The organism is Chloroflexota bacterium, from assembly GCA_016887485.1.
Classification (GTDB): Bacteria; Chloroflexota; Anaerolineae; order Anaerolineales; family Anaerolineaceae; genus Brevifilum.
On sequence record CP069394.1, the window covers coordinates 1,233,642 to 1,259,594 of the forward strand.

Annotated in this window: 18 protein-coding genes and 1 tRNA gene; 8 read left to right on the forward strand and 11 right to left on the reverse strand. The window is 49.9% G+C overall.

What is annotated here, in order from left to right; genetic code table 11:
* Positions 1 to 32 precede the first annotated feature (32 nt).
* Positions 33 to 2,270 (forward strand): hypothetical protein, encoded by a 2,238-nt coding sequence (locus JR338_05585; GenBank protein ID QRN84212.1) that lies wholly within the window; start codon positions 33 to 35, stop codon positions 2,268 to 2,270.
* Positions 2,271 to 2,278: 8 nt separating this feature from the next.
* On the opposite strand, the gene JR338_05590 is transcribed toward JR338_05585, so the two are convergent.
* Positions 2,279 to 5,854 carry a transglycosylase domain-containing protein gene (locus tag JR338_05590; protein ID QRN84213.1) on the reverse strand — a complete coding sequence of 1,192 codons (3,576 nt, stop codon included), beginning with the start codon at positions 5,852 to 5,854 and terminating at the stop codon, positions 2,279 to 2,281.
* A 107-nt stretch (positions 5,855 to 5,961) separates the two neighbouring features.
* Between JR338_05590 and JR338_05595 the strand changes: the two genes are divergently transcribed.
* The 3 genes from JR338_05595 to JR338_05605 all read left to right on the forward strand — a co-directional run bounded on the left by JR338_05595 (position 5,962) and on the right by JR338_05605 (position 12,238).
* Positions 5,962 to 8,325, forward strand: coding sequence for a hypothetical protein (locus tag JR338_05595; GenBank protein ID QRN84214.1), 2,364 nt, complete (start codon positions 5,962 to 5,964; stop codon positions 8,323 to 8,325).
* A 45-nt stretch (positions 8,326 to 8,370) separates the two neighbouring features.
* Entirely contained in the window at positions 8,371 to 10,545 is a 2,175-nt protein-coding gene (locus JR338_05600; protein QRN84215.1) for a hypothetical protein, read from the forward strand.
* Between the two features lie 142 nt (positions 10,546 to 10,687).
* Positions 10,688 to 12,238, forward strand: coding sequence for a nicotinate phosphoribosyltransferase (locus JR338_05605; GenBank protein ID QRN84216.1), 1,551 nt, complete (start codon positions 10,688 to 10,690; stop codon positions 12,236 to 12,238).
* Positions 12,239 to 12,329: 91 nt separating this feature from the next.
* Here the strand turns inward: JR338_05605 and JR338_05610 are convergent, their stop codons facing one another.
* From JR338_05610 to JR338_05620, 3 genes are all read right to left on the reverse strand, one after another.
* Positions 12,330 to 13,205, reverse strand: a complete 876-nt coding sequence (locus JR338_05610; protein QRN84217.1) for an aminoglycoside phosphotransferase family protein — start codon at positions 13,203 to 13,205, stop codon at positions 12,330 to 12,332.
* Positions 13,206 to 13,378: 173 nt separating this feature from the next.
* Positions 13,379 to 13,909, reverse strand: coding sequence for a 4Fe-4S binding protein (locus tag JR338_05615; GenBank protein QRN84218.1), 531 nt, complete (start codon positions 13,907 to 13,909; stop codon positions 13,379 to 13,381).
* Positions 13,902 to 14,333, reverse strand: a complete 432-nt coding sequence (locus JR338_05620; GenBank protein ID QRN84219.1) for a SufE family protein — start codon at positions 14,331 to 14,333, stop codon at positions 13,902 to 13,904. Before JR338_05620 ends, JR338_05615 begins: the two co-directional genes overlap by 8 nt.
* Positions 14,334 to 14,564: 231 nt before the next feature.
* On the opposite strand from JR338_05620, the gene JR338_05625 reads away from it, so the two are divergent.
* Positions 14,565 to 15,476 (forward strand): cation transporter, encoded by a 912-nt coding sequence (locus JR338_05625; protein QRN84220.1) that lies wholly within the window; start codon positions 14,565 to 14,567, stop codon positions 15,474 to 15,476.
* 73 nt (positions 15,477 to 15,549) lie between these two features.
* Here the strand turns inward: JR338_05625 and JR338_05630 are convergent, their stop codons facing one another.
* Together JR338_05630 and trxA are read right to left on the reverse strand one after the other, a co-directional pair.
* Positions 15,550 to 17,418, reverse strand: coding sequence for a S9 family peptidase (locus JR338_05630; GenBank protein QRN84221.1), 1,869 nt, complete (start codon positions 17,416 to 17,418; stop codon positions 15,550 to 15,552).
* A gap of 30 nt (positions 17,419 to 17,448) precedes the next feature.
* Positions 17,449 to 17,772, reverse strand: coding sequence for a thioredoxin (gene trxA / locus JR338_05635; protein QRN84222.1), 324 nt, complete (start codon positions 17,770 to 17,772; stop codon positions 17,449 to 17,451).
* A 257-nt stretch (positions 17,773 to 18,029) separates the two neighbouring features.
* On the opposite strand from trxA, the gene JR338_05640 reads away from it, so the two are divergent.
* The 3 genes from JR338_05640 to JR338_05650 all read left to right on the forward strand — a co-directional run bounded on the left by JR338_05640 (position 18,030) and on the right by JR338_05650 (position 19,776).
* The gene (locus tag JR338_05640; GenBank protein QRN84223.1) at positions 18,030 to 18,896 is read left to right on the forward strand and encodes a sulfotransferase domain-containing protein; all 867 of its coding nucleotides are present in this window, start codon (positions 18,030 to 18,032) and stop codon (positions 18,894 to 18,896) included.
* Positions 18,886 to 19,635: a sulfotransferase domain-containing protein gene (locus JR338_05645; protein QRN84224.1), complete on the forward strand. Its 750-nt coding sequence runs from the start codon at positions 18,886 to 18,888 to the stop codon at positions 19,633 to 19,635. Before JR338_05640 ends, JR338_05645 begins: the two co-directional genes overlap by 11 nt.
* Before the next feature lie 69 nt (positions 19,636 to 19,704).
* Positions 19,705 to 19,776, forward strand: a tRNA-Lys gene (locus JR338_05650).
* A gap of 272 nt (positions 19,777 to 20,048) precedes the next feature.
* On the opposite strand, the gene JR338_05655 is transcribed toward JR338_05650, so the two are convergent.
* The 5 genes from JR338_05655 to JR338_05675 all read right to left on the reverse strand — a co-directional run bounded on the left by JR338_05655 (position 20,049) and on the right by JR338_05675 (position 25,922).
* Entirely contained in the window at positions 20,049 to 20,855 is an 807-nt protein-coding gene (locus JR338_05655; GenBank protein QRN84225.1) for a 2-oxo acid dehydrogenase subunit E2, read from the reverse strand.
* A 9-nt stretch (positions 20,856 to 20,864) separates the two neighbouring features.
* Positions 20,865 to 21,620, reverse strand: a complete 756-nt coding sequence (locus JR338_05660; GenBank protein ID QRN84226.1) for a hypothetical protein — start codon at positions 21,618 to 21,620, stop codon at positions 20,865 to 20,867.
* A gap of 201 nt (positions 21,621 to 21,821) precedes the next feature.
* Complete coding sequence (locus tag JR338_05665; protein ID QRN84227.1) at positions 21,822 to 23,309, reverse strand: beta-lactamase family protein; 1,488 nt, start codon at positions 23,307 to 23,309, stop codon at positions 21,822 to 21,824.
* A gap of 318 nt (positions 23,310 to 23,627) precedes the next feature.
* Positions 23,628 to 24,713: an alpha/beta hydrolase gene (locus tag JR338_05670; GenBank protein ID QRN84228.1), complete on the reverse strand. Its 1,086-nt coding sequence runs from the start codon at positions 24,711 to 24,713 to the stop codon at positions 23,628 to 23,630.
* A 183-nt stretch (positions 24,714 to 24,896) separates the two neighbouring features.
* On the reverse strand, positions 24,897 to 25,922 hold the full coding sequence (locus tag JR338_05675) for an alpha/beta hydrolase (protein QRN84229.1): 1,026 nt from the start codon (positions 25,920 to 25,922) through the stop codon (positions 24,897 to 24,899).
* Positions 25,923 to 25,953: the final 31 nt, after the last annotated feature.

Genomic DNA, 25,953 nt, shown 5'->3' on the forward strand with positions numbered 1-25,953 from the left:
CATCGAACGCTCTGCCCTGAAAGGACAGCTCGATGAACATCCCCTACATTTCCGGAGATAGCGCACCCCCCGAACTCCCCCTCGGTCGCTTTTTGCCGCCTATTCCTCGGGGAATGGTCACCCGTTGGGCAAGCAACAACCTTTCATTAGGCGATTTTGTCCTCGATCCCTTTGGATTCAACCCTCTCATCCCAATCGAACTTGTCCAGGCGGGATACCCCGTGCTGGTCACCGCCAATAACCCGATCCACGCCTTTCTGATTCGCATCCTGGCAAGTGCACCCCAAAAAGAAGAGATGGTGGCCGCCCTGCAGGATCTTGCCATCGCCGAAAAAGGCGATGACCGCATGGAGCCCTATATCCGCAGCCTCTACCAAGTCCACTGTACGGATTGCGGCACCCTGATTGAAGCCGACGCTTTCCTCTGGAAGAAAGAAGATCAGCGCCCCTATGCTGCTTTGGTGAACTGCCCAAACTGCGGTGCTAAAGGAGAGCAGCTTGTTGATATCACTGCGCTCAACAGCCTGGACGAACTCCCCCCCGCCCAATTGCACCAGGCTCGCGCCCTCAATCGGATCACCGGCAGCGATGATCCCTTACGGCCCCAAGTTAAGACCGCACTCACCAGCTACCCCATCCGGCCGCTGATCGTCCTGCAAACCATCATCAACAAATTGGATGGCCTTGAACAAACCCCGCGCCGTCGAGACTTGCTGATTGCGCTGATCTTATCTGCGGCGGATCAGGGGAATACCCTCTGGGCCTACCCCACGCCGCGTGAACGCCCCCGCCAGCTCACCGTACCACCTGTCTATCAGGAAAAGAACCTCTGGAAGGCGATGGAAGACGCCATTCAAACCTGGAAGGTGCTGGCAGATCCAATCCCAATGGAATCCTGGACCGGAACCCCACCTGATCACCCAGCCCTTGTCCTGTTTGAAGGACGGCTCAAGGAACTCGATCCCATGCCGGAAGCAGGCAAGATCCCGGCGATGATCACCGCCATCCCGCGCCCCAACCAGGCCTTTTGGACCCTCTCAGCGCTGTGGACCGGCTGGATTTGGGGGCAGAGCGCTGTCGATCCCATTCGTCAAGTACTCGCCCGCCAGCGCTATGACTGGAACTGGCATACCAATGCCCTCCGCGCGATCTTCTCCCTCCTGAATGAACTAATCCAGCCGCCCGCCAAAATCCTGGGCCTGGTCGCCGAAGTGGAGCCTTTACTCCTTTTAGCCGCCTTGCTCGCAGCAGGCGCTGTTGGCGGGGCCCTTTCCACCTTTGCCTACTCACCCGATGACGAGATCGCCCAATGTCAGTTCCAACGTGAGGAGGGCCTGTCTGGGAATATCCGCCCCACCCAAATGCTGACCCGCGCCAAAGAAATCATCACAAATTATCTGCAGCAAAAAGGTGAGCCTGCCCATTTTGACCTTATCTTTGAAGCGACCGTAGCGGAACTGGCCAACCAAAACGCCCTGGCTGTTGAAATCTTCCAGGATAAAGAAAACCAGTTCGCCTCCGAAACGGAACGCTTTCTCGAATCTCTATTCGAACAGCGGGATTTCCTGCAGCGTGTTGGCGGCGGCACGGCATCGCTTGACACCGGCGTCTGGTGGCTGACCAACCCGGGTGAGACGGAGCCACCCCTGATTGATCGCCTGGAACAAATCGTCGTCCGGCATCTGATCCAGCGTGGCAAGACAACCTCCAATGAAGTAAAACAAGCAGCCTATGAGGCTTTGCCGGGGATATTCACCCCCAATCACGATGACCTGCTGAACTGCCTCGAATCCTATGCGGACCTGATTGACCCCGATTCCCACACCTGGCAGCTGCGGGAATCCGACCAGCCAGCTGTCCGGAAAGTTGACATCGCCGAGATGACCGCGTCCCTGACTCGGATCGGGGAAACACTGGGGTATGAAGTCCACAACAATGACATCCTGACCTGGCATGAATCCGGCTCACCAATAGCCTCCTATAGTTTTGTGATCCTGGCCTCAGCCATCGTGGAAAAGCACCTCGCCAACCCCCAAAACGAAGCGAAAACTCGCATTCTCCTGATCCCAGGCAGCCGCGCCAACCTGCTGGCCTATAAAGAAGAACGTGATCCAGTTCTAAAAGCAAAACTGAATCACGGGTTTACGTTGATGAAATATCGTTTGGTGCGGGATCTTGAGGCAAATCCGCTGCTCTCACGGGAACTGTTCCGGGAGCAGCTTATGGCAGACCCGCCGGAATTCCAATCCTCACAACTGGCATTATTCTAAAATCCTCGTCACGTACTGGTTGCCGTTGGTGTTACCGTTGGCGTCGGTGTGACGGTAGGCGTCGGCGTCACCGTGTTAGTTGGCGTTGTGGTCGGTGTACTTGATGGCACCAGCGTCTCAGTCGGTGTGATGGTGGGGGTCTGAGTCTCTGTAGGCGTAGGCGTCACGGTCGGCGTGGGCGTGGGCACCTGGATATTCAATGAATACCGCTTCTCGGCATAGGTCCCTTCGGTGCTGCGCATCAGAACCCGAATAGTGACGATTCCCGGCTCCAGTTCACTCAAATCCCATTCATAGAGCGTCTTAATCGAATCAACCTTGTTATTGGTCTTCTTCACCAAAGTGTTCCACTTGGTCGGTTCCGCCCCTCGGCCCCAGTCAATCCGATAGAAATCAAAATTGTCTGTGGCTGTGATGATCCCTTTAATCTCCAACGGGCTGGACGAAATTGTCTGTCCGTCTGTGATATTCGTCAGGTTGATCGTCGGCCGCGGATCGCTGGATTTACAGGCGCGCTCCGGCAGGAAGTATAGGGGATCCGTAAAGCCCATATCCTCCGCCCAGGCCTGGCCTGCCGAATTGTTCTTCAACCATTCCTGTGCCCATTCATCTTCCACGTTGATCACAAACTGCATGGCCGTATACTCCGAACAGGCTTCGGAGGCCTCCAGACCTGTCCAGGTATCCAAGTTGATCTTCTTCCAGAGATCTTCCGCACTTGGTTTGGGCAGCTGATCTGAGGCAAAGATCTCACTCTTCTGTTGCGGGCACCAGGATGAGGGTTCCGCCCCGGAGACAGCACAGATCACGCGATCCACAATCCCAGCCGGGCGACCTAAGGATGAGGGATTCCCACCCTTAAGCTGATCTATCGCTTCTGTCATAAATTGAGCCCAAATTGGCCCAGCACCGCTCAACCCCGAGGTGTTGGTCATCGGGGTGTAATCCGTGTTGCCCACCCAAACGCCGACCACCAGATCGGGCGTGTAGCCCACGGTCCAGTTATCGCGGAAATCATTGGTTGTACCCGTTTTCACCGCAGCGGTGAAATCCAGGTTGATGACCGGATTGGTCCCAAACATAGGGATGCGGGCGGCTGTATCTGAAAGGATCGACGAGATCAGATAGGCATGTTCCGCCCGGACGACCTGGTCACCCGCAGGCGGTTCGTATTCAAAGATTACATTGCCGGAATGGTCCACAATTTTGGTGATTGCCACGGCAGGCACCCGCCGGCCTTCATTGGCGAAGGTCGCATAAGCCGAAGTCAGCTCATACAGGCTCACTTCGCCGCCACCGAGGGTCAGCGCCAACCCGTAATCCGACCGGGTCAGGCTGGTGATCCCCAGACGCTCTGCAAATGCGATCAACCCATCTGCGCCTGGTTTCGCTTCGTCATCATAGATCCCGACATATTGCAGTGCTTTAACTGCGGGGATGTTATAAGAATTCGCCAAAGCTGATCGAACAGTGACCGGACCGTGGAACTTGCCGTCATAGTTGACCGGTTCATAAGCCGGGCTAGTGTCATAAGGATCGGACGGCGCAAATTCCGAGGGGACGTCCCAAATCAGTGTCGAAGCCGTCCACCCCTTCTCAAATGCCGCCACATAGGTCAGCGGTTTGATGGCAGAACCGGGTTGGCGGGTTTGGCTCAGCACCATATTCACCTGGCCGTCAATATCTTCATTATAAAAGTCCTCAGAGCCCACCATCGCCAGAATCTCACCAGTATTCGGTTCAATTGCAATCAGTGCGCCGTTGGAAGCATTGTTATCCGCCAGCGCTGCCACCTGTTCCGAGACGATCCGCTCAGCCTCATCCTGCAGATCCGGGTCCAGCGTTGTGTAAACGGTGAAGCCGCTGCGATAGATGGTCTGTGGATCATATTGTTGTTCAAGCAGATTGCGCACATAAACCACCCAGTGCGGGTAGGCCATGTTAAAGGTCGCGTCAGGGAAATCATAATTCGTCAGGTCCAGGGCAGCCTGGGTTGCGTCCTCATATGTTACGCAAACCGGCGGCATCCCCATCCCGACATCAATGCAATCCCGTTCGGAGCTCAGTTCATACATCAGCACCAATACGGAACGCTGACGGTAGAGCGTGGCCTCCCGGTTGGTATAAATATCATAAATGGACGGCCCCTGGGGCAGCCCCGCCAGGAAAGAAGCCTGCCACAAGTTCAGGTTCTTGGCTGAAGTGTTGAAATAGGTCTCGGAAGCAGCTTCTACCCCATAAGACATATTGAGATAAAAATTCTCATTCAAATAAAGTTCAAGGATTTCTTCCTTGGAATATTCCTGGGTAATTTTGTATGCCAGCACGATCTCACGGGCTTTCCGCCGGTAGGACTGCTCATAACGTTCTGATGGATCCAGCAGCAATGCCCGGGCGAGTTGTTGGGTGATCGTGGAGGCGCCCGATTCAATCTCCCCAGCCGTATAGTTCTGCCAAAGGGCCCGCAACATCGCCCACAGGTCAAAGCCGGGGTTGGTATAAAAGTCCTTATCCTCAGTGGCAATGGTCGCCGCAATCAGAAAGGGTGAAATATCGTCCAGTGAGACATAGGTCCGGCGGCCAGCGTTGGGGTCAATGATCTCGTAGAGAATATTCCCATTCCGATCCAAAATCCGGGTGGTCTCAAATTGAGCCGCCCGATCGCGCAGTTCACCGACATCCGGCAGAGAAGAGGAAATCCGGAAATACTGGTAAATGCCAATTGAACCGGCCACCAAAATGGCCAGGATGATAAAAAAGATAAAAGCCAGTAACACCTTTGTCCAGCAGCCTTTGCCCTTTTTCTTTCCATTATTGCGGACCGGCCGTTTCAGTTCCGAAGGTCTCCGCCCCCGCTCACCTGCCGGACGGCGCTGACCGGTGGTTCCATCCGCTGACCGTTGAGGAGCGGTATAGGCAGCCGGGGTCACCCGGGTAGCCTGATCGTCCACTTCGCTGACAGCATGCGGCAAATTGGGGTCGCGGGGTATCCAGCCTGAGGGCATATTGGGAGGCGGTACCGTGGGAATATCATCACTGGGACGCCGTCGAACATTTGAAACCGGCATCACCTGGGTCTCAGCGTCAGCAGCAGCCCCTGTTTCGCCCTCACCCTCAGTTGGGATCGCCCGTGTTACACTATTGGGGTCCACATGCGTCTCGGAAGGCATCACACGAGTCGCCTGGTCATCAGAGGGAACTGTCTTAATCGGTTGGGTGTCTTCCTCGTCCAGCATTTCAATCGGCGTGAAGGGAACATCTCCCCACCAGCCGCCTGTTTGTTCGGGATCGCCCGTGGGGTGATGTGGCGGGACAGGGGCATTTCCATTAAGATCAATGGAGTGCTGGTCTTCCGATTCAGGGAAAGCTTCTGATTCGCTTACCCATTCCGAGCCTTCAACGGGATTTTCCATTTCAGCAGAGTCATCGCCTTGATTTTCCTGGGGCAGGTTCTCTTCAGGTTCAGGTCTGTTATCATTCGCCATAACCGGGATTTCCTTGGTTATCTCCTCCTCAGAAGCCGACGAAGTGTCCGAGGTGGGTTCCATTTCGTTTTCATTATTAGGTTCATTTTCTTCCATCATGGCATTATTCTAGCACAAATCCCCTTTAATCCCCGAATGGCAAATTCGTCACGATTTTCACAAAAGGAGCCAGTTTTCCGGAGTGTTTCATTGGTAAAATTGAAGATATGGACGCTCAACCTGTTTTTTCCATCGGCCCAAAAGCCTTCATCCTTGCTTCTGATGGGGCTTTTACGCCTTTCCAACCGGAAAACGATCAGGTTTGGGAGCTCCAAATGCCTCAAAATGAGGTCTATCCCTTCTGCTTGCATACCACTTATGGATTGCGCTGCCGGTCAATGTGTCTTTTTCCCGTAATCACCATTGGGAACAAGCACTACCATCAAGCATCCACTTTCTTCCGCCCCCCCGCCGTCACCCAATATCTACCGGATTCGATCACGGTTCAATCTTCACCGGACGAGAACTGTCAATTGACTTTTCAGGCCCACATCCCGGCGGAAGATGTCACCGTAGGGAGCGTCACCTTTACCAACACCAGCGAGACCTTACTCTCCCTCACCCTGGATCTGGCCGTCATCCTGGTCTCCATGCCGCAGGGAACCGCAGCTTACCCGGACCGGGAAGGGATCAATCAGATCATCTCGGGGCACACCAAGGATCTCTCCCCAGTACTGTTCATGACGGGCGGCCCCTCAGCGGTCAGCAGCCCCTATCCCGCCCTGTCCATCCCCATCCACCTGACAGCCGGCCAATCACGCAAGCTGACCTGGGCGCTGGCAACCAAAGAAACCCGTGAAGCGTCTCTCGACGCGGCTCGTAAGGTCGCTGCCTCACCCTGGCAAGAAACGGTCCAAAAGCATGCCAAGTTCCATGCTGCAAGGACCATCCTGGTACAAACCGGAAACCCGGATTGGGATTCCACGTTCACACTGGCCCAGACCGAAGCCCAGCGCCATTGGATCGGCCAGCCTGAAAATCAACAGTCTCCCTTTTTCCTGCGCTCCCGCCTGCCGGATGACGCGCCAAACAGCATCACCCAACAGACACGCAGGGATGATCTCTCACTGCTTGAAACGCTACATTTAAAGCAGGTTCTGCTACCCACCAGACCAGACCAGCTCTCAACCATCCTGGCCACCTTCCTCACCCGTCAAAAAGAGGACGGCTCCATTTATTCCGAGGGGAACTCCTTTGCCTTCAGCCGGCCTTTTCACGAATGCCCGCTGCTGGCCAGCCTGGCATTGAAAGCCTTTGAAATTGACGGGAACAGCGACCGTCTCAGCCGGACCTTCCCTGCCCTTTGCAAATCTATTGAACCCTGGCTGCCAGTGGAGAATTTCGCCTGGGAGGATACCCGCCAGCTGCAAATGGATACCGGTGTGTTCAACTTTGACATCTGGGAAGATACCGGGCACGGCCTCGATATCCGCACAGCGAAAAGTCCTGCCTTATTGGCGATGCTGTTGATGGAAGTGACAGCGCTGGCTCGGATCGCATCGTTGATTGGTGAGGAGGCTGCCGCAGGTAAATATCAATCCCTGGCAAATCAAATCACTCACCATATACACCAGTGCTGGGATGAGCGTAATAATTCCTTCATCTATAGGGATATCGAATCAGGTCTAACCCCCGACCGTGAACTTTTCTACCCGGGTCGGGTCCAGAAGGAACTGACTATTAGCAAAGCCTTCCTCAAGCCGCAGCGGCTGCAGTTACACTTGTTTGCCGCTGATGAACATACCCGGGCTTGCATCATTCGCCTGAAAGGAACTGATCCCCAGGGCAACCCCATTGAGGAAGTCATCAAATCTAGAGATTTACGCTGGGTGTTGGGAAAGGCCCATCTGACCAGCCACCAACTCTATCAATCCATCCAGTCCATCACCTTTGAAGGACTGCAGCCGGAGGACCGTTTCGTTCTGGAGACAGCGGATTTCTCCCAGCCGGATATTTCCTGCTTATTACCCTTACTCACCCAATCCGCCACACCGGAAATGATCGAGAGCATTATTGCGAACCCTGCATTAATGGTTGAAAATGAGCGCTTTTTTGGCCTGGCTGAAACCTGGAAAGGCCGCCACGAGCTGCCGCCAGCACTCACGGTTCGAATCAATGTGCTCTGGAATACCCTCCTCATTGAGGGATTGCTCCACTCCGGACAAACAGAGCTTGCCGCTGATCTCTTCACCCATTTGATGACGACGATCACAGCCGGGCTGGCTCATCATGATGGCTTCTTTCCGTTTTATAATAAGAGTGATGGATTACCGGCGGGAAACCGGAACGCCATTGCCGGGCTGGCCCCCCTGGGGCTGTTGTTGGAACTGGCTGGGATTCGGATCCTCTCGCCAAACCGTGTGATCCTATGGGGCCACTTCCCCTTCGCAAACCCACTCAAGGTCCACTGGCAGGGATTATCCATCTATAAGGACAGCTCTCTGGTGAAGGTTATCTTCCCGGATGGGACGAATTACACCGGCACCATAGAGGAACCGGTGGTTATATCAGCGGAATCGGATAAGAGGTGAGCAGTGTTTCGGTCAAAGATCAGGTTTTTACTTGCAGTATTAATCATGACCACCCTGGTGATCTCCGGCTGCCAAAAGACCCCCGAAGCCCCCAGCCTCACCGCCACACCCTTCACCCCCGGCCAAGCCACGGCCACTCCCCAGCCAACCCAATTCCCAACAGCCACATCCCCTGCCGCACAGGCCACCGCGACCAGCGCGCCCACTCAGGGCGGGCCGGTGACGGTCACCCAATGGGATGATCTCACCCTGACCAACATGTCCCTGCTCGAACTGGCAGGCAAGATCACACCCGATAACGCCGCTCAAGTGGTCCCCCTCGCGGTCTGGGGAAATCCCCGGGCCAATACCATTGCTATCTCTGCAGATGGTCAGATTCTGGCCGTGGGTAACGACCTGGGTGCAACGCTCTATGACAGCATCTCCTACGCGCAGATCGTCCAGATCCTGACTCCCTATCCTGTCAGCATGATCGCATTTTCAGCGGATAACCAGTACATCGCCTTCGGACAGCAAGAAGGTGTGATTGATATCGTTTCCAAAGCGGATATGACTTTACTGAACCGGCTTAATTTCGATCAGCCGGAGGATTTTCTTAATAAGGATATCCAGTTAGCGTTCTCACCAAAAAGTGACAGCCTGTTGCTGATGGCCCAATCCGCAGAACAGATCCATTTAATCCGCTGGGATACCACAACCTGGTACGTCTCCGTCAACTTGACGCTCCAACAGGGCCTGGCAGCTTATCTAAGTGCGGAACTGGACCTGGCCGGCGTGATCTATAACCAGCCTGATCTCCTGCTGCAATCGCTTTCTTATACAGAAGAAAGCGACCTTTTGGACATGCCATCATCCATTTCGCCCGGATTCTGGAATACTTTTGAGACTTATGGAGCACAAGTTGTCCCATCCAGTGACGGCACCTTTATTCTGATCAATAACGGCCAATCCATCCTGTCCTGGGAGATCCTCTCAGACGAATACGACTTCCTTTTGGATAATTATCCCAAGAGTATCCCCGATCCCTGCACGCAGGCACCCGCAAGCTGCCAAAACAGCAGCGGCGTGATCTCCTGGTCCTGCGATTCCAGCCAGCCTATCCCCCCTATCGGATTGATCGCCCTGACCCCGGATGATGTGATGGTTCTGATCTCACGTAATGATGGCCTGACCGAATTCAGAAGCACCACGGATACTACTGTGCTCTGGACGATTGACGTGACCTACACCAATGTCACTTTTTCGTCCGGCAGCGAGTTCTTCTTTGGACTTCGTCCAGATGGCATTATTGAGAAACGCGCAACCCAGGATGGCGAGCTGATCAACTTCATTGACCAAACGCCTGGTGAATTGACCGATATGGTCTTCTCACCGGATGGTACGATCCTGGCCGCAAGTTACAGCGATGGCTGGATTCGGGTCTATAGCATCAGCAACGGCCAGCTGCTTGGCGTGCTGGATGGCAATGCCAGTTCTTTAGTCTTCTCCCGGGATGGCAGTCTTCTGACTGCAGGCCTGGCAAACGGTGGCATCCGAATTTTTGACCTCAATAATGGCAGCCACACCGATCTGCCCTCAAGTCATCAGGCCGCGGTTACCGCCCTGGCTTTTTCTTCGGATGGCCGTCAGCTCATTGCAGGCAGCGATGATTGCACCTCCAGCCTCTGGCAGGTGGATGACTCTTTCCGGATCCGGCTGTTGAATCCTGAAAGTCAAAACCCCTTCCAAATCACTGGAGTTGCCCAAAACATGGATGGGAGCTGGTTCCTCACCGCAGGTAATCAGGTAGATGCAGTTGCCTTCAACCGGACAGATTTCACCCCTTCACAGTTCTTGGAGAACGGCCCCTTCACGGACCTTACCCTATCAACCGATGATATTTATCTGGCTGTTGCAGGCGAACAGGTTTGGGTTTATCCCCTCACCAGAAATCAATTCATTCTGGACTCGATAGCAATCACTGATGAGAACAATGGCACGGGCTATCAACTCGCTTTCAACCCAACCAACTCAATTCTCGCCTATGTCTCAGAAGATAACCTGTCCCTCTGGGGAGTTACGGAGCAAGAGACTCTCTCCGTTGTTATCTATCCCCTGGCTGGAAATTTCCTCGGTCAACCGGTCAGCCTGGATTTCTCACCTTATGGTAACCTGATCGGTCTGGGCATGGATAACGGGCTGATCCTCATTTTTGGCATCCCAGCCCTCGGCGCTGAGTGACCACTGCAAAAATTTAATAATTTATTATTATTACGATCATCAACAAATCCGATTCAAATTCCGCTTTACTCAACGGATTCTTGAAGCCGAGAATAAGCACAAACCACGAATTCTAATTTAGTAATATCAAAGGACATTCTCTATGAAACCCTCCGAATTAAAGACAGCCAGCGGCATCCTCTTCACCGACCAATATCAACTGACCATGTCCCAGCTTTATTTCAAGCTTGGATTGCATGAGATCAATGCCCAATTCGATCATTTCTTCCGCAGCACCCCCAATTACGGCATCCATAAGGCCGGTTACTGCGTCAATGCCGGGCTGGAAACCCTAACCGATTGGTTAGATGAAGCGAGCTTCGGAGAGGAAGAGATCCAATTCCTCAGCCAACAGAAAAGCAGCTCAGGGAAGCCGCTCTTTGAACAGGATTTCCTCAAATGGCTGAAGGATGATTTTTCCTCCCTGGCCATCAACCTCTATGCCATGCAGGAAGGCCGGGTGGTGCATCCCAATGTGCCAATCCATGTAGTTGAGGGCCCTTTAGCTGTCGGGCAGATCATCGAAACCGGTCTCCTCAACATTGTCAACTATCAAACCCTGGTAGCAACCAAAGCCGCCCGAATCAAACACAGCGCCCAAGGGCAACTCTTGATGGAATTTGGGTTAAGACGGGCGCAAGGTCTCGGTGCCATCCAGGGCACCCGAGCCGCGCTGATCGGTGGAGCGGATTTCTCATCTAATGTCGGCGCATCCCACATCCTCGGTTTCTCACCCAAAGGCACGCACGCCCACAGCTATGTACAGGTCTTCCTGGCACTGGGACAAGGCGAACTGGCAGCGTTTGAAGCCTATGCCGATCTATACCCGGATGACTGCCTCTTGCTGGTCGATTCCATCGATACCCTCGGTTCCGGTGTCCCAAATGCCATCAAGGTCTTTGAGAAGCTCAAAAAGAATGGGCACCGTCCGGTTGGCATCCGGCTGGATTCAGGCGATCTTGCCCATATCTCCATCAAAGCTGCCAAGATGCTGAACGATGCCGGCTTCCCGGACGTCTCCATCGTGCTCTCCAACGACCTCGATGAGATGGTCATCTGGCAGATCATCACCCAGGTGCAGGAGGAAGCCACTCGTTATGGCGTGGACCCGGACAGTCTCATAAAGCGCCTGGCCTACGGCGTGGGCACCAAGCTGATCACCTCAGGCGGCGATTCAGCTCTGGATGGGGTCTATAAACTGGTTGCCATCCAGCAGGGCCAGGAATGGACACCCACTCTCAAGATATCCGAGAACATCGACAAGACCCTCAACCCCGGCAATAAGCGGGCCTGGCGGATCTATGACGCCCGCGGCAAAGCGACGGCGGACCTGATATCCCTTTATGATGAGGACATCCGCATTCAATCCCCGCTTGAGCTCTGCCACCCCACCCTGGCGACCAAACGCCGGACACTGGCGGCCGCGGATATCTCTCAAATTGAGAAACTGCTGATCCCAGTCATTCAGGAGGGAAAATTGGTTGTTGATCATCCAGAGATCGCTGAGATGCGGGCCATGCGGGAAAAAGATATTGAAGCGCTGGATCCCGGTGTTCTGCGAATCATGAACCCCCACACCTACCATGTGTCCGTCTCCAGGAATCTTTGGGATTTGAAGCAGGCTATGATCAAGAAGACGAAGGGTGAAATTTAATCAAATTACTTGATCAAATTTAGAATTATAAAAGGCGTTGACTGATCAACGCCTATTTTATTTTACATATTATCTATTCATCCTGCTGTTTTCAGCGCATGATATCCTTGGCTTCGCCCAAGTGAGAAGTGAACCAATAGGTCTCGCCGGATTCAACCCCCAACAGCACCCAATGCACTTCCGCCGCTTCAGCGTAAAACCTGGCCCGTTGAATAAGAGCATCATAGCGGGGATAAAACGGTCGCAGCTTGCTGATCAGAGTTTCACCATAATAACTGATCAGGCTGCCCAGGTCTGCGGCTGGGTCACCAATGCCGGCCATGGCAAAGTCAATCACCCCATTGACGTGTTGCGCTTCGCGGTCAAAAAGCAGGTGATAAGGGCCCAGATCGCCATGGATCATCGCGGGCTCAAAATCAAAGAAGTCCTTCTGGTCCAGTGCCGGACCGAACAAATTCGACAGCCACTCCACCTGATGGGGTAAAAGAACCGGGCAGACTTTTTCCTGCACCCGGTCATAAATATCCAGCCAGGTCTCCCGGGTCACAGGGGCCAGGGTCAGGGGAATATCCCAACCGGGATTCTGGATCGGGGCCTCATTCAGTTCCTTTAAGAATGTTCCGAGCTGTTTTGCTATCTCAACTTGCTGGGCTTCACTCACATTTTGCCAGTCATGCCGCAGGAAATCATCTCCATCCAGCAAATCATAGACCAGCATGCCATCTTCGTGCTCCACAGGAAACGGCAAGTTCATGGAGATCATTGGATTCAAGAAACGCATCAAGCGCGCCTCCAGTGCCATCATCTCCTTGCCATAATCCGTTTTGGTGAAGCGGATCACCCATTTGCGGTTGACGATCAATACGTCATTAACCAGCCCTTCATGAAATAGATCAACCTCCCCAATCTCAATGTCGGGCAAGATCCGATGGATCTGTTCCTGCCAATATGTTTCAGAATAAATCATCAAAGTGGTTCCTTCCTACGTTAAGTTATAGTGTATTTCCTGTCGATTAATCAAGACATTTCATAGGAATTTTCCGACTTTAGGATGAAACTCATGCAATAATTAGCAAAACCGCCAGGTTTCTCTGGCGGGATGGATCATTGTTTTTTATATTTCCAGGTCGTTTGTGTAGATTAGGTTGCGTGACGCTGACCGTGACGGTAATGATCGAGCATGGACTTCTCCGGCATCAGGATCGCCTGTGGATCACAGGCACTTTTGCAGAAACAACAGCCGACAATGCAGGCAAAGGGCTCCACAACCTCAACCACATTCGCATCCGTCATAACGAAGACATCCTTCGGACAGACCTCAATACATTTCCCACATCCATTGCATAAAGCAGCCGAGACAGTGGGGAACCATGGAATTTGTTCACGCGGAATTCCTTGCCAGACGCCATAGTTCTTCGGCTTCACGTCCTGCCCCTGGGTGCGATGTTCGTAATAACGGAGATATTCTCGACTCAGAACGCTTTTATACTCTTCACGGGCCGGTTTGGCAATAAAATTATGCTGCCGGACTGTTTTGAGGAGGCGTTCTTTCGTCTCGGGCAACTCAGGGTCGCAGCCCTCTGCAAATAGGTCTGCAAAGACCTCATCCAGGCCAAGAAGTCCGGCTGGCGCACCACCAATTTGAAGCATCCGGTAACTTAGTTTAGCCATGTGCAGCCTTTTTGCTCTGCAGCTCAGCGGCCTGACGCTTGAGATGTTCCAGCATCGCCACCAGGCCATTATTCCGCTCAGAGGCCAGCTTCCAGATCTTCAATTCATCGATGAATTCCAAATTCAGATCCTGAAGTTCCCCTGGTGGGATATTTTCCACCACACGCACCAAGAGCGCTGAAATCGCTTTGATCACCGATGAATCCGAATCTGCTTGAAGATGGAAATGGTCATCCTTCCACTGCAGTTGGAACCAAAGTTTGGATTGGCAACCCTGCACTCGGTTGACCTCATTCTTTAATGAAGGGTCCATCGGCGGCAGGGAATCTCCCAGCGTGAATAAATGGACATATTTTTCATCCACCGAGTCGAACTGTGCAAACTCAGCAACGATCTCCTGTGTAATGGCGTCAATAGTTTTCATCAAGTCAATATCCTTCTTTCAGTACCCGCATTATATCAATATATGCGTTTTTCTGCATATCAGTTTTTTCCTATCAACCATTTTCATTGTTCTGAGGAGGTTCGTAATGAATTAAGAGGATGTTTATTTAATGAGCGTATGGTCAATAGAACAAAATCTGCGATACAATTAATACCCTCAAGGGAATAAAGCAGTAACAAAAGATTTCAACATCAACTATTGGAGAATACAATGCAGTGGATCCGGGATTATGAACCCAATCCGGGTAGAACAAAAGCATATCGAACAGCCCTCATCATCACCCTGGCAGGCAACGTCCTGTTAGCGGTGGCGAAAGGCCTCGCCTCTTACTTCACAGGCAGTGTCGCCCTTTATGCTGACACAGCAAATTCCGTTTCCGACGTAATCTACTCGCTGGCTATGGTCGTGGGTCTCTGGGTTGCCCTTCAACCTCCAGACATTACTCACCCCCAGGGACATTCCCGCTTTGAACCATTAGTGGGTCTTGTGGTTGCAGTAATGATGACCCTGGCAGGCTATGAAGCCCTGCGCTCATCCATTGCCCGGTTCCTTGCCGGTGGTGAGGTGATCGAGATAGATCTGCCAATGATCATCCTGCTGGCAAGTGCAGCGGTCAAAGCTGCGATGTTCTTCATCATTACTAAGATATCCAAAGAAGTCGAAAGCCCCACTCTGCGCGCCACCGCCAAGGACCATCTCAGTGATGTTCTGACTTCAATAGCCGCTTTCATCGGCATTCTCGGCTCCAACTGGATCGGACCGTTGCTGGACCCGATCGCTGGTGTGCTGGTGGCCCTATGGATCTTCCGGGCAGCTTTTGATGCCGGCAAAGAAAACCTGGCCTATCTGACCGGCGCCGGAGCTGACAAAGAATTGCGTGAGAAAATTATTGAAAAAGCCAGGAATGTCCCCGGCGTCGAAAATGTCCACCACATGATGAGCGATTATGTCGGGCCCAAGTTGATCGTGGATATGCACATCAACCTACCCGGTGATAAAACCCTGGACGAGGTTCACGATATCAATGACCGCGTGATTGAAGCGCTGGAATCCATGCCTGAGATTGACCGGGCCTATGTTCATGTAGAACCGGATAACAATCCCCCTGAACCTTCACCATAGGAATTCTGAAGTTACTTGCTCTTTTTTTATGAAAAACCGGGAATGGCATTTAGTCCATTCCCGGTCATTTTTATCAACCGTAGATCACATTCTGTAGCAGGAATCGGTCAATGGCCTTATAGAAGGCTTTGAGTGTTTCTGACTTGCGGAATCCGTGCCCCTCACCTGGATATAAATGATATTCATAGGTCACGCCGTTCGCCCGAAGGGCGTTTACGATTTCCTCGGATTGGCTGGGTGGGACCACCTTATCGTCTTCACCCTGAAAGACGATCACCGAATCCCTGATCTGACTGGCATGGAAAACCGGCGACCACGCACGGTACTTCTCAGCGGCTTCCGGCAGTGCACCCACCAGAGAATCGGTGTAACGTTCCTCGAATTTATGGGTATCCATCGCCAGCGTGAAGAGGTTGCTGACGCCATAGGAACAAATCCCGGCCTTGAATAAACCTGGATGATGGATCAGCGCATTCAGCACCGTATAGCCGCCTGCGCTGCCACCTTTGATGATCAGTTTATTAAGATCTGCCAATCCTTGGTGAACCAAGGCCTGAGCACCTTCTACGGCATCCAGCACATCCACTGACCCCCAATTGTCTTTGAGAGCCTCCTGATAAGTCCGGCCATAGCCTGTGCTGCCGCGGTAATTCACTTCCAGATAGCCAAAGCCGCGGCTGGTGAAAAAGGCCGCATCCAGATGGTAGCCAATGCCGACCGCGCTGGTCGGCCCACCATGGATATAGATAACCGCAGGCGGCAGCCCGATGCCCTCATAGCGCCCATTGGCCGGCGGTGAATAAATGCCATAGACCGTCTCACCATCGCTGCTGGTCCACTGGATTTCATAGGGCTCTGGCAGGTCAACTTCCGGAATAGATTCATCCGTGCTTCGTTTATGGATCGTCAAAGCACCATCCATAATGCTAATTACTCGGGTTGATGCCTGAGGGGAACTGGCCAGAAGGGCAATCCTGCCCTCCGAACTGACATGAGGCTGCCCCAGAGAGGTGTATCCCGGTAACGCCAAATCCTCTATCTCACCAGATTGGATATCGACCTGCTTCAACAGGGTCTTGCCTGAATCACCTTGAAGGAAGACGATCCTCCGGCTGTCAGGCATCCACCCCTGCACCACCACCCCCTGAACCCAGGCCGGTGCCAGCAGAGAGGCGTCTTTCACCAAGGTCTTTACTACACCCGTTTCCAAATCCCGTAGTACAAGTTGGTCCCATTCACCCTCATTTTGAAGATAGCTGAGAAAGCGACCATCGGGCGAAAAGGCGGGTTGGAGAATTGGCGTTTCTTCGTCGCCTGCCAATTGTGTCACAGTCAAGACATCCTCCGCAAGTTCCGCCATCATCAATCTGGTGCCATCCCAGGGCATATTGGGAAGATCCCACTCCACCCAGGCTAACTGTTTCCCGGAGAGGTGCCACAAGGGCTGCATATAGAAATCCGCGCCGAAAGCCAGCTTTTTCGGCCAGGTATTGCCCTCCACATCCACAATGCCAAGGACATCCTTTCCTTCATAAGTGTGGACGAAGACGACCTTTTCACCATCCGGTGAAATCACCGGGCTGGCCACGCCGCCAAAGGCGGGAGTGATGGGCCGGGGAAAGCCCTTGCCCAGGTTTCGCCGATAAAGCCGCCCGTCGCTGCCGGTAAAGATCACCAGTCCATCTTGAACAGTGAACTCACCGCCGCCATAACCTACCCCGCCGCGTACATTCACATCGCCGGAAAGGTCATAGGGCGCTTCACCCAAAGGCTGCGCAGCCAGGACACCCTTCCCGGAGCGGCCCTCAAGCCACAAAAGAGTCTGGCCATCCGTATCCCATTGCACATCGCTCAGCCGGATGGCTGCACCGATCAGTTCAGGTGTGATGGGGCTTTTCCAGGTACCAAATGCCTGGCGGGTCTTTTTCTGGGCTTTATCCATTTACCTTCATCCTTCCTAAATATGAATACCTTAAAGTTTTGCCAGGAATAACTTCTCAACAGCTTTGCGCGGCCGAAAACCGGTCATCCGCTCCAGAAGCTTGCCCTCCTTGAAGAGCATCACGGTTGGCACCCCCATCACGGAATGCTGCATCACCAACTCGGAGGATTGATCCACATCCACAGTGTAAAAGTCCACCCGGTCACCGTATTCTGCGGCCAGTTCTTCCAATACAGGCTCCAGCAGTCGGCACGGTCCGCACCATGGCGCGCCAAATTCCACCAACACCGGCTTTTCCGCCAGTAACACCTTCGCTTCAAATTCACTCTGTCCCAATGGGGTCAATACTGTCATTCCTGCTCCTTTCAACAACGTCAATGTTTTCCAACGCCGCCAAATTCATTAATGACTTCTAGGTTTGTTATCTCCGAGTCTCTTCATAATTCTATTCGACATTAGAGAGAATATCCACTCTAAAGGGTAAATAACTTCCTGAAGAAATTGTCTTGATGAATATTCCACGAAATATATTCCCCCTCTTAACAAAAATATATTATGATAATGGAGCAGAATCTAAATCCATATTTAATAATCAGGGTGAAATCAGACTTATGAGAGAACAAGACATTATCAATTCAAGTAAGGATCAACTCCGCATTTGGAAGCACAGCCTGGAATCCGCCAATCGGTGGAAGCGGCTATCCTTCAAAGACGTGCCTCCCATATTTGGCAACGCCTTCCAAAAATCGGGGTCACATTTATTATTGCAAATCCTTTATGGCGTGATGAAAATTGCCCCCTATCGGCATCTGGAGCAGGCTCCGGTGAGAATGATTACAGCCGAGGGACGCCAGCGCAGCTTGCCGGAGATAATGCATGATCTCTCAAAATTAAAACCCGGTATCATCGAATGGGGCTATCTGAGCTATCAGCCTGAATTTGTGGACTTCTTTGAACAAAACCCACAAGTCGTCCCACTTTTTATCTATCGCGACCCCCGGGATCAACTCATCTCCAGTATCTTCTACGCCGTTGATATTCATAAACAGCATGCCCAGCATGACTACTACGCCAGCGTTAGCATGGATGATTGTATCAAAACGGCCATCAGGGGACGAGAGGTGCCTGGCCTGGAATTTCTCCCCAGCATCAAGGTGCAATATGACCGCATCCTTGGCTGGCTGAGCAATCCCGGCATGCTATCCTTCCGTTTTGAGGATCTGGTCAACGATCCCTGCCCTCAATTGGAACGCCTGTTGGATTTCCTCGAAGCCAAACACGTTCCAATCCAAATGGGCCGGGAGACAGCCGTTGAGACTATCCTCGATGCCATCCAACCCGAAAAATCTCCAACTTTCCGTAAGGGAAAAACCGGCGGCTGGCACAACCACTTCTCCGACGAACATATCCAGATCTTCAAAGACGTCACTGGCGATCTGTTGATCGAGTTAGGCTACGAATCCAATAATGACTGGTAAGGGCAAGACCGAGATTATCCTTTCAGCGGGGATGCCTCGGGCGGGCAGTGCGTGGTTCTATAACCTCACGCTGGATATCTGGCTGGCGGCTGGACGAGGGAATATCAGGGAATATCGGGAGAAATATCCTCTGAAAACGGTCCTCACAGAAGTCAATCACAATATTGACAACTTCACATTGAGGAAGACCATGCTGTTGATGCTCCCCTACCTGTTGGGCAGGTCCTTCACGATCAAAATCCACTTCGCCCCCTACCCGTTGGGCAAGCAGCTCATTCGGGCTGGCGTGATCCGACCCGCCTTCATCTACCGTGACCCACGAGATGCGCTGCTCTCGGCGTATGAATATGGCAAACGGCGAAAAGACGCCGGTCACCCCAATGCCTTCAGCCACCTCGACACCATCGACAAGGCCATTGATTTCATGCACGGCTATATGCGGGATTGGGAAATCTGGGTGGACATCGCAGCCCCCCATATCTTCCGCTATGAAGACCTGCTAATGGATTATGACAGCCAGGTCGAACGCCTGCTGGCATTTCTGCAGCTGGACGAAATCAACGAAGGCATCACCGAAGCAATTGAAAAAAGCCGTCCCAAAGGCGCCGCTCAAAAAGAAGGCAATCACTTCTTCAAGGGCCGGATCGGACGCCACAAAGAAGCCTTCACCGAGGAGCATCTGGCCCGATGTGAAAAGCTCTTCGGCCCCTACCTTGTGCGGATGGGTTACGAAACTTAAATCATGAATTAAACCAGCCCCCAATATTGACGCTGAGTGCCTCGCGTGCTACAATAATGACCTGATTATGGGCGTGTAGCTCAATGGTAGAGCAGTGGCCTTTTAAGCCATTGGTTGGGAGTTCGAGCCTCCCCACGCTCATTGGAAATTTCCCCTAAATAAGGGGGTTTTTCTTTTATTGAGCGTATATATAGGGGGCAAATTGATTAATGAGGGTTTCAGTGAAAGTTTTGGGTGCAGTTAGCATGGAAACCCTGCAATTTATGGACAGAATGGACATGAAAATTGTCCATACGAAGGGAATTTCTACTCTTTTCAGACTCTGGGTATACCTTTTAAGCCCTCTGTCGCGAGTTTAAATTTCATTATTGCCATTTTTTTAATGCCTCCGGTGGGCTACTAGGAATAAAGCGCTAAGTGGATGTAAATAAACCATACCCTGATTCCACCAATGAGGTCAGGCAAGTAGCAAAATGAGTGATGGGAGCACCATCCACGACATCATGGTCAAACACAAAAGACAAATATAGGTATTCCCGGATCAAAATCTTTTCGTCAATCACACCTGGTTTCCGTACAATCCCACCTAAAGAAAAATAGAGCGGTTGGGGGCTGATAGGGATCACCCACCCGTTAAAGTTTCCCATCATACCAACCGCGCTGATCCCAACTGTTCCTGTTTTTTTCTTGATATAGAATGGATCATGGGTAATCAGACGGCCAAGTGCGCTGCGGAGGAATTTTGGTATCCAGAGATATGACCTAGCAAACCAGGGGTTGGATCCTAGCATGATAGCCCCTTTTGCCACGGACTGTGACTGGGCAGAACGGATTTCGCTGTTAATCTGTTCAACAGATTTCTCGTTTGCTTTTCGCACAACAAAAGGAAGCGGGATTTCTTCCCCGTTGATGGTCTTTTGCACAGTGATTAGGATATCCACATCCTTAAACAGGATCATTGAGGTATGACCGTGTCTGAGAGCGTGAACTTGTGGGTTCTCGCTGACTGCCTGGGCAATGCACTTCGCCATCCAACCAGTAAAGGAAAGGCTCACACCCTGTTTTTCTTTATAGACGCGCAAATACTCTCGCGCTAGGGTGACGTCCAGTTCTAGTAACACCTTTACATGATGTTTTAATAACCCTTGCTCAACAACATCAATGACCAATTCCCGGATTTTGGAAAACGGCACCTTTTGATATTTCCCAATGGTATCCATTATATGAATCTACCCTCTTCCAAAACTCGATTGATCCAACTCAATTTCAGTTTGGCTGACCACTTTTCGGAATTGGTAAATGTCGCGTCGGAACATAACGGCTAGAAGAATCGGAGCAAGGGTTAGGAAAATACTACCAGCGATTCCATCCACCATTAGAAAAGCAATGGGTAGACGGAAGAGAGGATCGATAAAGACGACCAATCCGGTAATACCCGTTCCTACAAACATCCAATGGACCCATCGCCGAAGTTTTTCTTTTGTAAATATCTGAGCTGCAAATAGAAAGGATACACACATAAAGCCATACGCAACACCTTCGAAGGCACCCGGAAAAGAGCGCGGGTAAGGATACGCATACAACCACAGGGATAGGCCATCCGGTTTTCCATTGCTCAGGTTATACTGAACAACTGTCATCTGAATATAGTAGTTTACACTCATGAGAGTTGTGTAGATAACAGCGAATACAACTGCTAAAAAACTCCACATAATTTTCTCTGCTCCTGTCCATATATGCAAGCAGCTGATCATGATCAGGAAAATTGGGGCTAATAAGAAACAAGGAATGACCCAAGCAAGCAACGGTAAGGGTTGATATGAGGATACATAATCTGTCAAGCCACGCCAGGGTGATAACTGGATAGATTGATAGAGACCATAAGCTATATAAAACCAGATATTCAGAACTGCGACCAATAGGGCTGACCAAAAGCCTATGGCCACCGCTAACTTTCTATTGTCTCCCTGCTTGATGAAAGGCATGACAACCTCCTACATTAGGGGTGAACCTGATCTAGAAATCTACATTCGGACACCATAAGTGACTAATCGTCTAACATTATCCGGGTTTGAATGGCATATATCCAAACCGTCTCCTAAATCTCGAAACAAGTCATTTATTATAATTTTTTCTCCTCCAACGAATTAAAAATTTACTAATGAGGCAGTGATTGTGTTAGTTTATTAATTAGTGAGTCTCGTCATTTTAAGCTTTGCCATTATCCAAATTTTCATTAATAATTGTAATAAATCGTCCAATACAAGCGTTCCAACGATGATAGCAATATCTGGCAGAAATCCTACGAACCATCTCCAACTAAATCCACGATTTAGAAAGGCGGGAGCAATGACAACCACGACTAAGAGGGTAATTGAAATCGACAAGATATGTGAAAGAATACTCATCCAGCGGTGCCGTGTATCCAATGCCCTCATCTTAGCCCAACTTTTTGGAAGCAACACAAATTTGCGTATTGCTAGTACCAGGACGAGTATCCATAGTAGGAATAATCCCCACCCGATCAAAACAGAAGACAAACTCGCCTTTGGAATAGGGTTATCAGTTAGGATTGCTGACAATCCCTTAAACATCGAGTCGTATTCGTTAAAATCTTTGAGCAAGTGATTCCCATTAATCAGCATGACAAAACATTTATTACTTTCAGGCAATATCAATACACTTGTGTGGAATCGTTCCGTATCCCCGCCATGGAAAATTTTTGTTTCCCCCGCAACCTCCGAAATAAACCAACCAAAGCCATATGTGCTCTGTATGGCTGTGTTAGGGGTGAAAATCATTTCGACGTTTTCAGGGTTGAGAACGCGGACACTCTCCAACTCACCGCCATTCACTAAAGCCATCAAGTACCGAGCCATATCATTGGCGGATGATATGATGTAACCTGCAGGTAAATCGTAATGAATAAAAGGTTGATCAAGGGGTATAGCTAACATAAAAACTTGTGAAAAGCCCTGCGCGAGACCTGCTGCTTTCGCAGAAATTGGATCGGTAAAGGTACTCGTCATCTTTAATGGGGTAAAGATATTATCACGTAGATAGTCGCCATAAGATTTCCCTGATACAGTTTCGACTATTAGCCCCAAGGTGCTGTAACCCGGATTGAAATATTGCATTTTAGTCCCTACAGGAGTGGAAAGTTCTGCTCGAGACAAATCACGAACCAGCATTTCAAGCGTTGCTTCCGGCGGCAGAGTTGAAACATAACTTGATTCGGACAGCCCACTGGTATGTTGCAGCAAATGACGTATTGTTATCTGTTGTGAAGCCTGAGAATCAGCTACTCTGAACCATGGCAGGTAAGTCTGAACCGGTGTATCCAAATCAAGTTTACCTTGCTCCACCAACTGCATAATCGCCAGAGCCGTGAAAGATTTGCTTTGTGAACCGATGTAAAATGGTGTGTCTGGCGTCACATTCCGTCCAGATCCAGCAGTGCCATAACCTTTACTGAAAGATATATTGTCGCCCTGTGTAATCGCCACAGCCATACCAGGTATATTGTAACGCTGCATAGCAGAGGCTAAATAATTGTCGATATCTACGAATTCTCCAACCGCATGTACCTGCCGAGGACTCCACGGACTAAGGATTGATACCAAAAGGAGACTTAAGATAAGAGTAACACCAGAATATTTCTTTCTTTTGAGCATTGAAGGACCACCTTTCAAAATTATTACTTTGTTTCACGAACGCAAGCTCAGCGCACAATTACAACTGCTTCTTTACCACATGGGCTAGTTCCAAGGCAAAAATCGTTAAGACTGTCTCCTCAACCCCTAGCACCATGAGAAAATTGAGCAAACTAACCAAATCCGCGAGTTGACTACCCTCGTTATTTATCCATAAACCGTTGTTATAAGTGCTAGCAATAAACAACAAAGAAAAATCAAACAAATCCAAAAATATCGTTTTCTTTTTTCTCTAAATTTTCTAGCGCATTCTTCATCAGTAATTATTCTTTATGGTTATTATTTATCGTCAGCATGGTAAATCACACCTTCCAAAACATCCTCAGCCATAATTCGTTGAAACAATGATGGTTCTTCGAACATAGGACTGTGTGCAGAATACTCAAAAGTATAGAATCCCTTCACCGGAGCCTGAAGTTTTTCAAAATAATCCTTCGCCAATGAATAAGAACATGTATAGTCATAAATCCCATGAAAGAAGTAAACAGGTATGGCCAATTCAGGCACTAACGAGGACAAATCAGTGATTAACATTTGATCCCAAACAACACTCACACCCGCTTGAGACTTGCCTCGCCACAAATTTATCTTCTCCATCAGGGTGTATTCCGGAATAAAAAGGGAAGGCAAAAATATACCTGTTATAACAGAATCCATTTCATGCATCGTACCTATCCCAAGCGAATGCATAGCTTGATCCCGAATTTTAATGTACCCAGCTGGTGTACCGCCTGTCATTGAAACTGGATTTACTTCAAGTTTTTCCACCATTTGAGCGTTCCCATTTTCAATAAATTGTTCAAGCATGTAATCATAAGCCAGTTTTTCTGACGCTAGCTGGTATGACATCTGTGCCTCCCCCAAATAGGCATGGTATAGTTCGGGTGCTTCTGCTGCTGCCTGAATCCCGATAAATGTTCCACCCGAATGACCCATGATGTAGATCTTTTCTTGACCGAAGCGCTCTCGCAAGTAATTTGTCACGGAAAGGGTATCTGCGACAAGTTGATCCATTGTCATTGTCTCACGGGGGATATCAGGACTATACGATATGCCAGACCCGCGTTGTTCCCACCAGACGACAGTGAAAAGGTCTTCTAATCCCGTAGGGTATTTATTGGTCAGGAAATAATCCGGCATACCGCCATGAAGGTATAACAATACAGGATTGGATGTATCCATACTTTGGATAAACATCCCTTGCCTGACACCATTGATCGTAACAAAGACCTTTTCTGAAAGGCTATTTGGAAGTGGATTCCCAGAATCATCAACGTATTGTTCAAGTTTCCCTGGACTTAAAGCCAGCAACACGCCAAAAATGACAACCAAACTTATTCCAATGCCAGTAAAAGTTTTCCACATAACAAGTCACAGCTTTCATTATTTTTTTATTAGAAATTCGTTACGATTCAATTATGGTTATTTCCTGACCTTTAATTTATCGTTTCTTCGGCTTAAATCATTAAGATTTTAAGCCTGGTCATTTACAGCATTATGATCCACTTTTTATAAATTTCTTTTCCAGTAGCCGGTTAACAGTTTTGACTATTCATTTGTACTATTTGCAAGCAAAAATGCATTAGTAAGTTCGACAATAAGGTCTGCATTTTGAATGTATATAAAGTGGTTACCATTAATAATTTTGTATTCTGCTTGTTCACCAATCCGCGCGAGATGATCATATTGGTATTCTTGTGGGGTCATATTCATCTGCCTAAGTTGCGGATTGGATGTCTCAAATGTCTGTCTAGAGATCAACTTCAGATATGGTATATTTTCAGGAAAAGGCATTTCCATGGTTTCTTTAATAAACTCTGCTGAATTTGCAATTTGCTCAAAAGTAGTAGCATTCATTGTGAAACCCGCAAAGATAAGCGAGTCTTGAATTTCTTTTTCTGTATATCCATTAGCAAGCAGATCCTGTTTGTTAATTATTAATGGCCCGAGAATTGAAGGGATTCCTAATACCTGCTGGATTTTTGCAACGGGAAGTATCGATTTCACAAAAGCTGGCATTTCTGCATAATGTGCAGTTGACGTACTATCCAGAGAAATAATTGCTTTCACTTCATCCGGGTATTTTGATGCATAATACTCACTATAAACACCAGATATTGAATGTGGCATTAATACATACGGCGGCTCAAAACCGGCTTGTTTTAGGGCTTCCCTAATTTCTTCAACGTAGTTTTCAGTGGTTCGGGGTTTTGAAGTCTCGGTACTAAAACCCATTCCAAAATACTCTATACAAACCACCGTATACTTGGTACTGAGTTTTCGCATGAGGGGAGAAGAGTCGGCAGACGGAAGTGATAAACCTAATCCCGGTAGAAAAACAATTGTCTGTTCGCCTGACCCCATAGAATAAACATGCATCTTTCCATCTTCCACATTGACTAATTGGCCATAGGGCTGAATATCTTCTTTTTTTGTTCTGAAATATGTGGAGTGAAGAATTGCTCCAATAAATAAGAAAACAGCAACCCCAGCAGCCATTATTCCAAAAATTTTAAGTATCATTCTTTTTCCTTTTTTTGATTTGTGTAAACTTGCTTCATTTTTTATATTCATTCTTTAATTGCCTTTTATCTATCCAACAAAT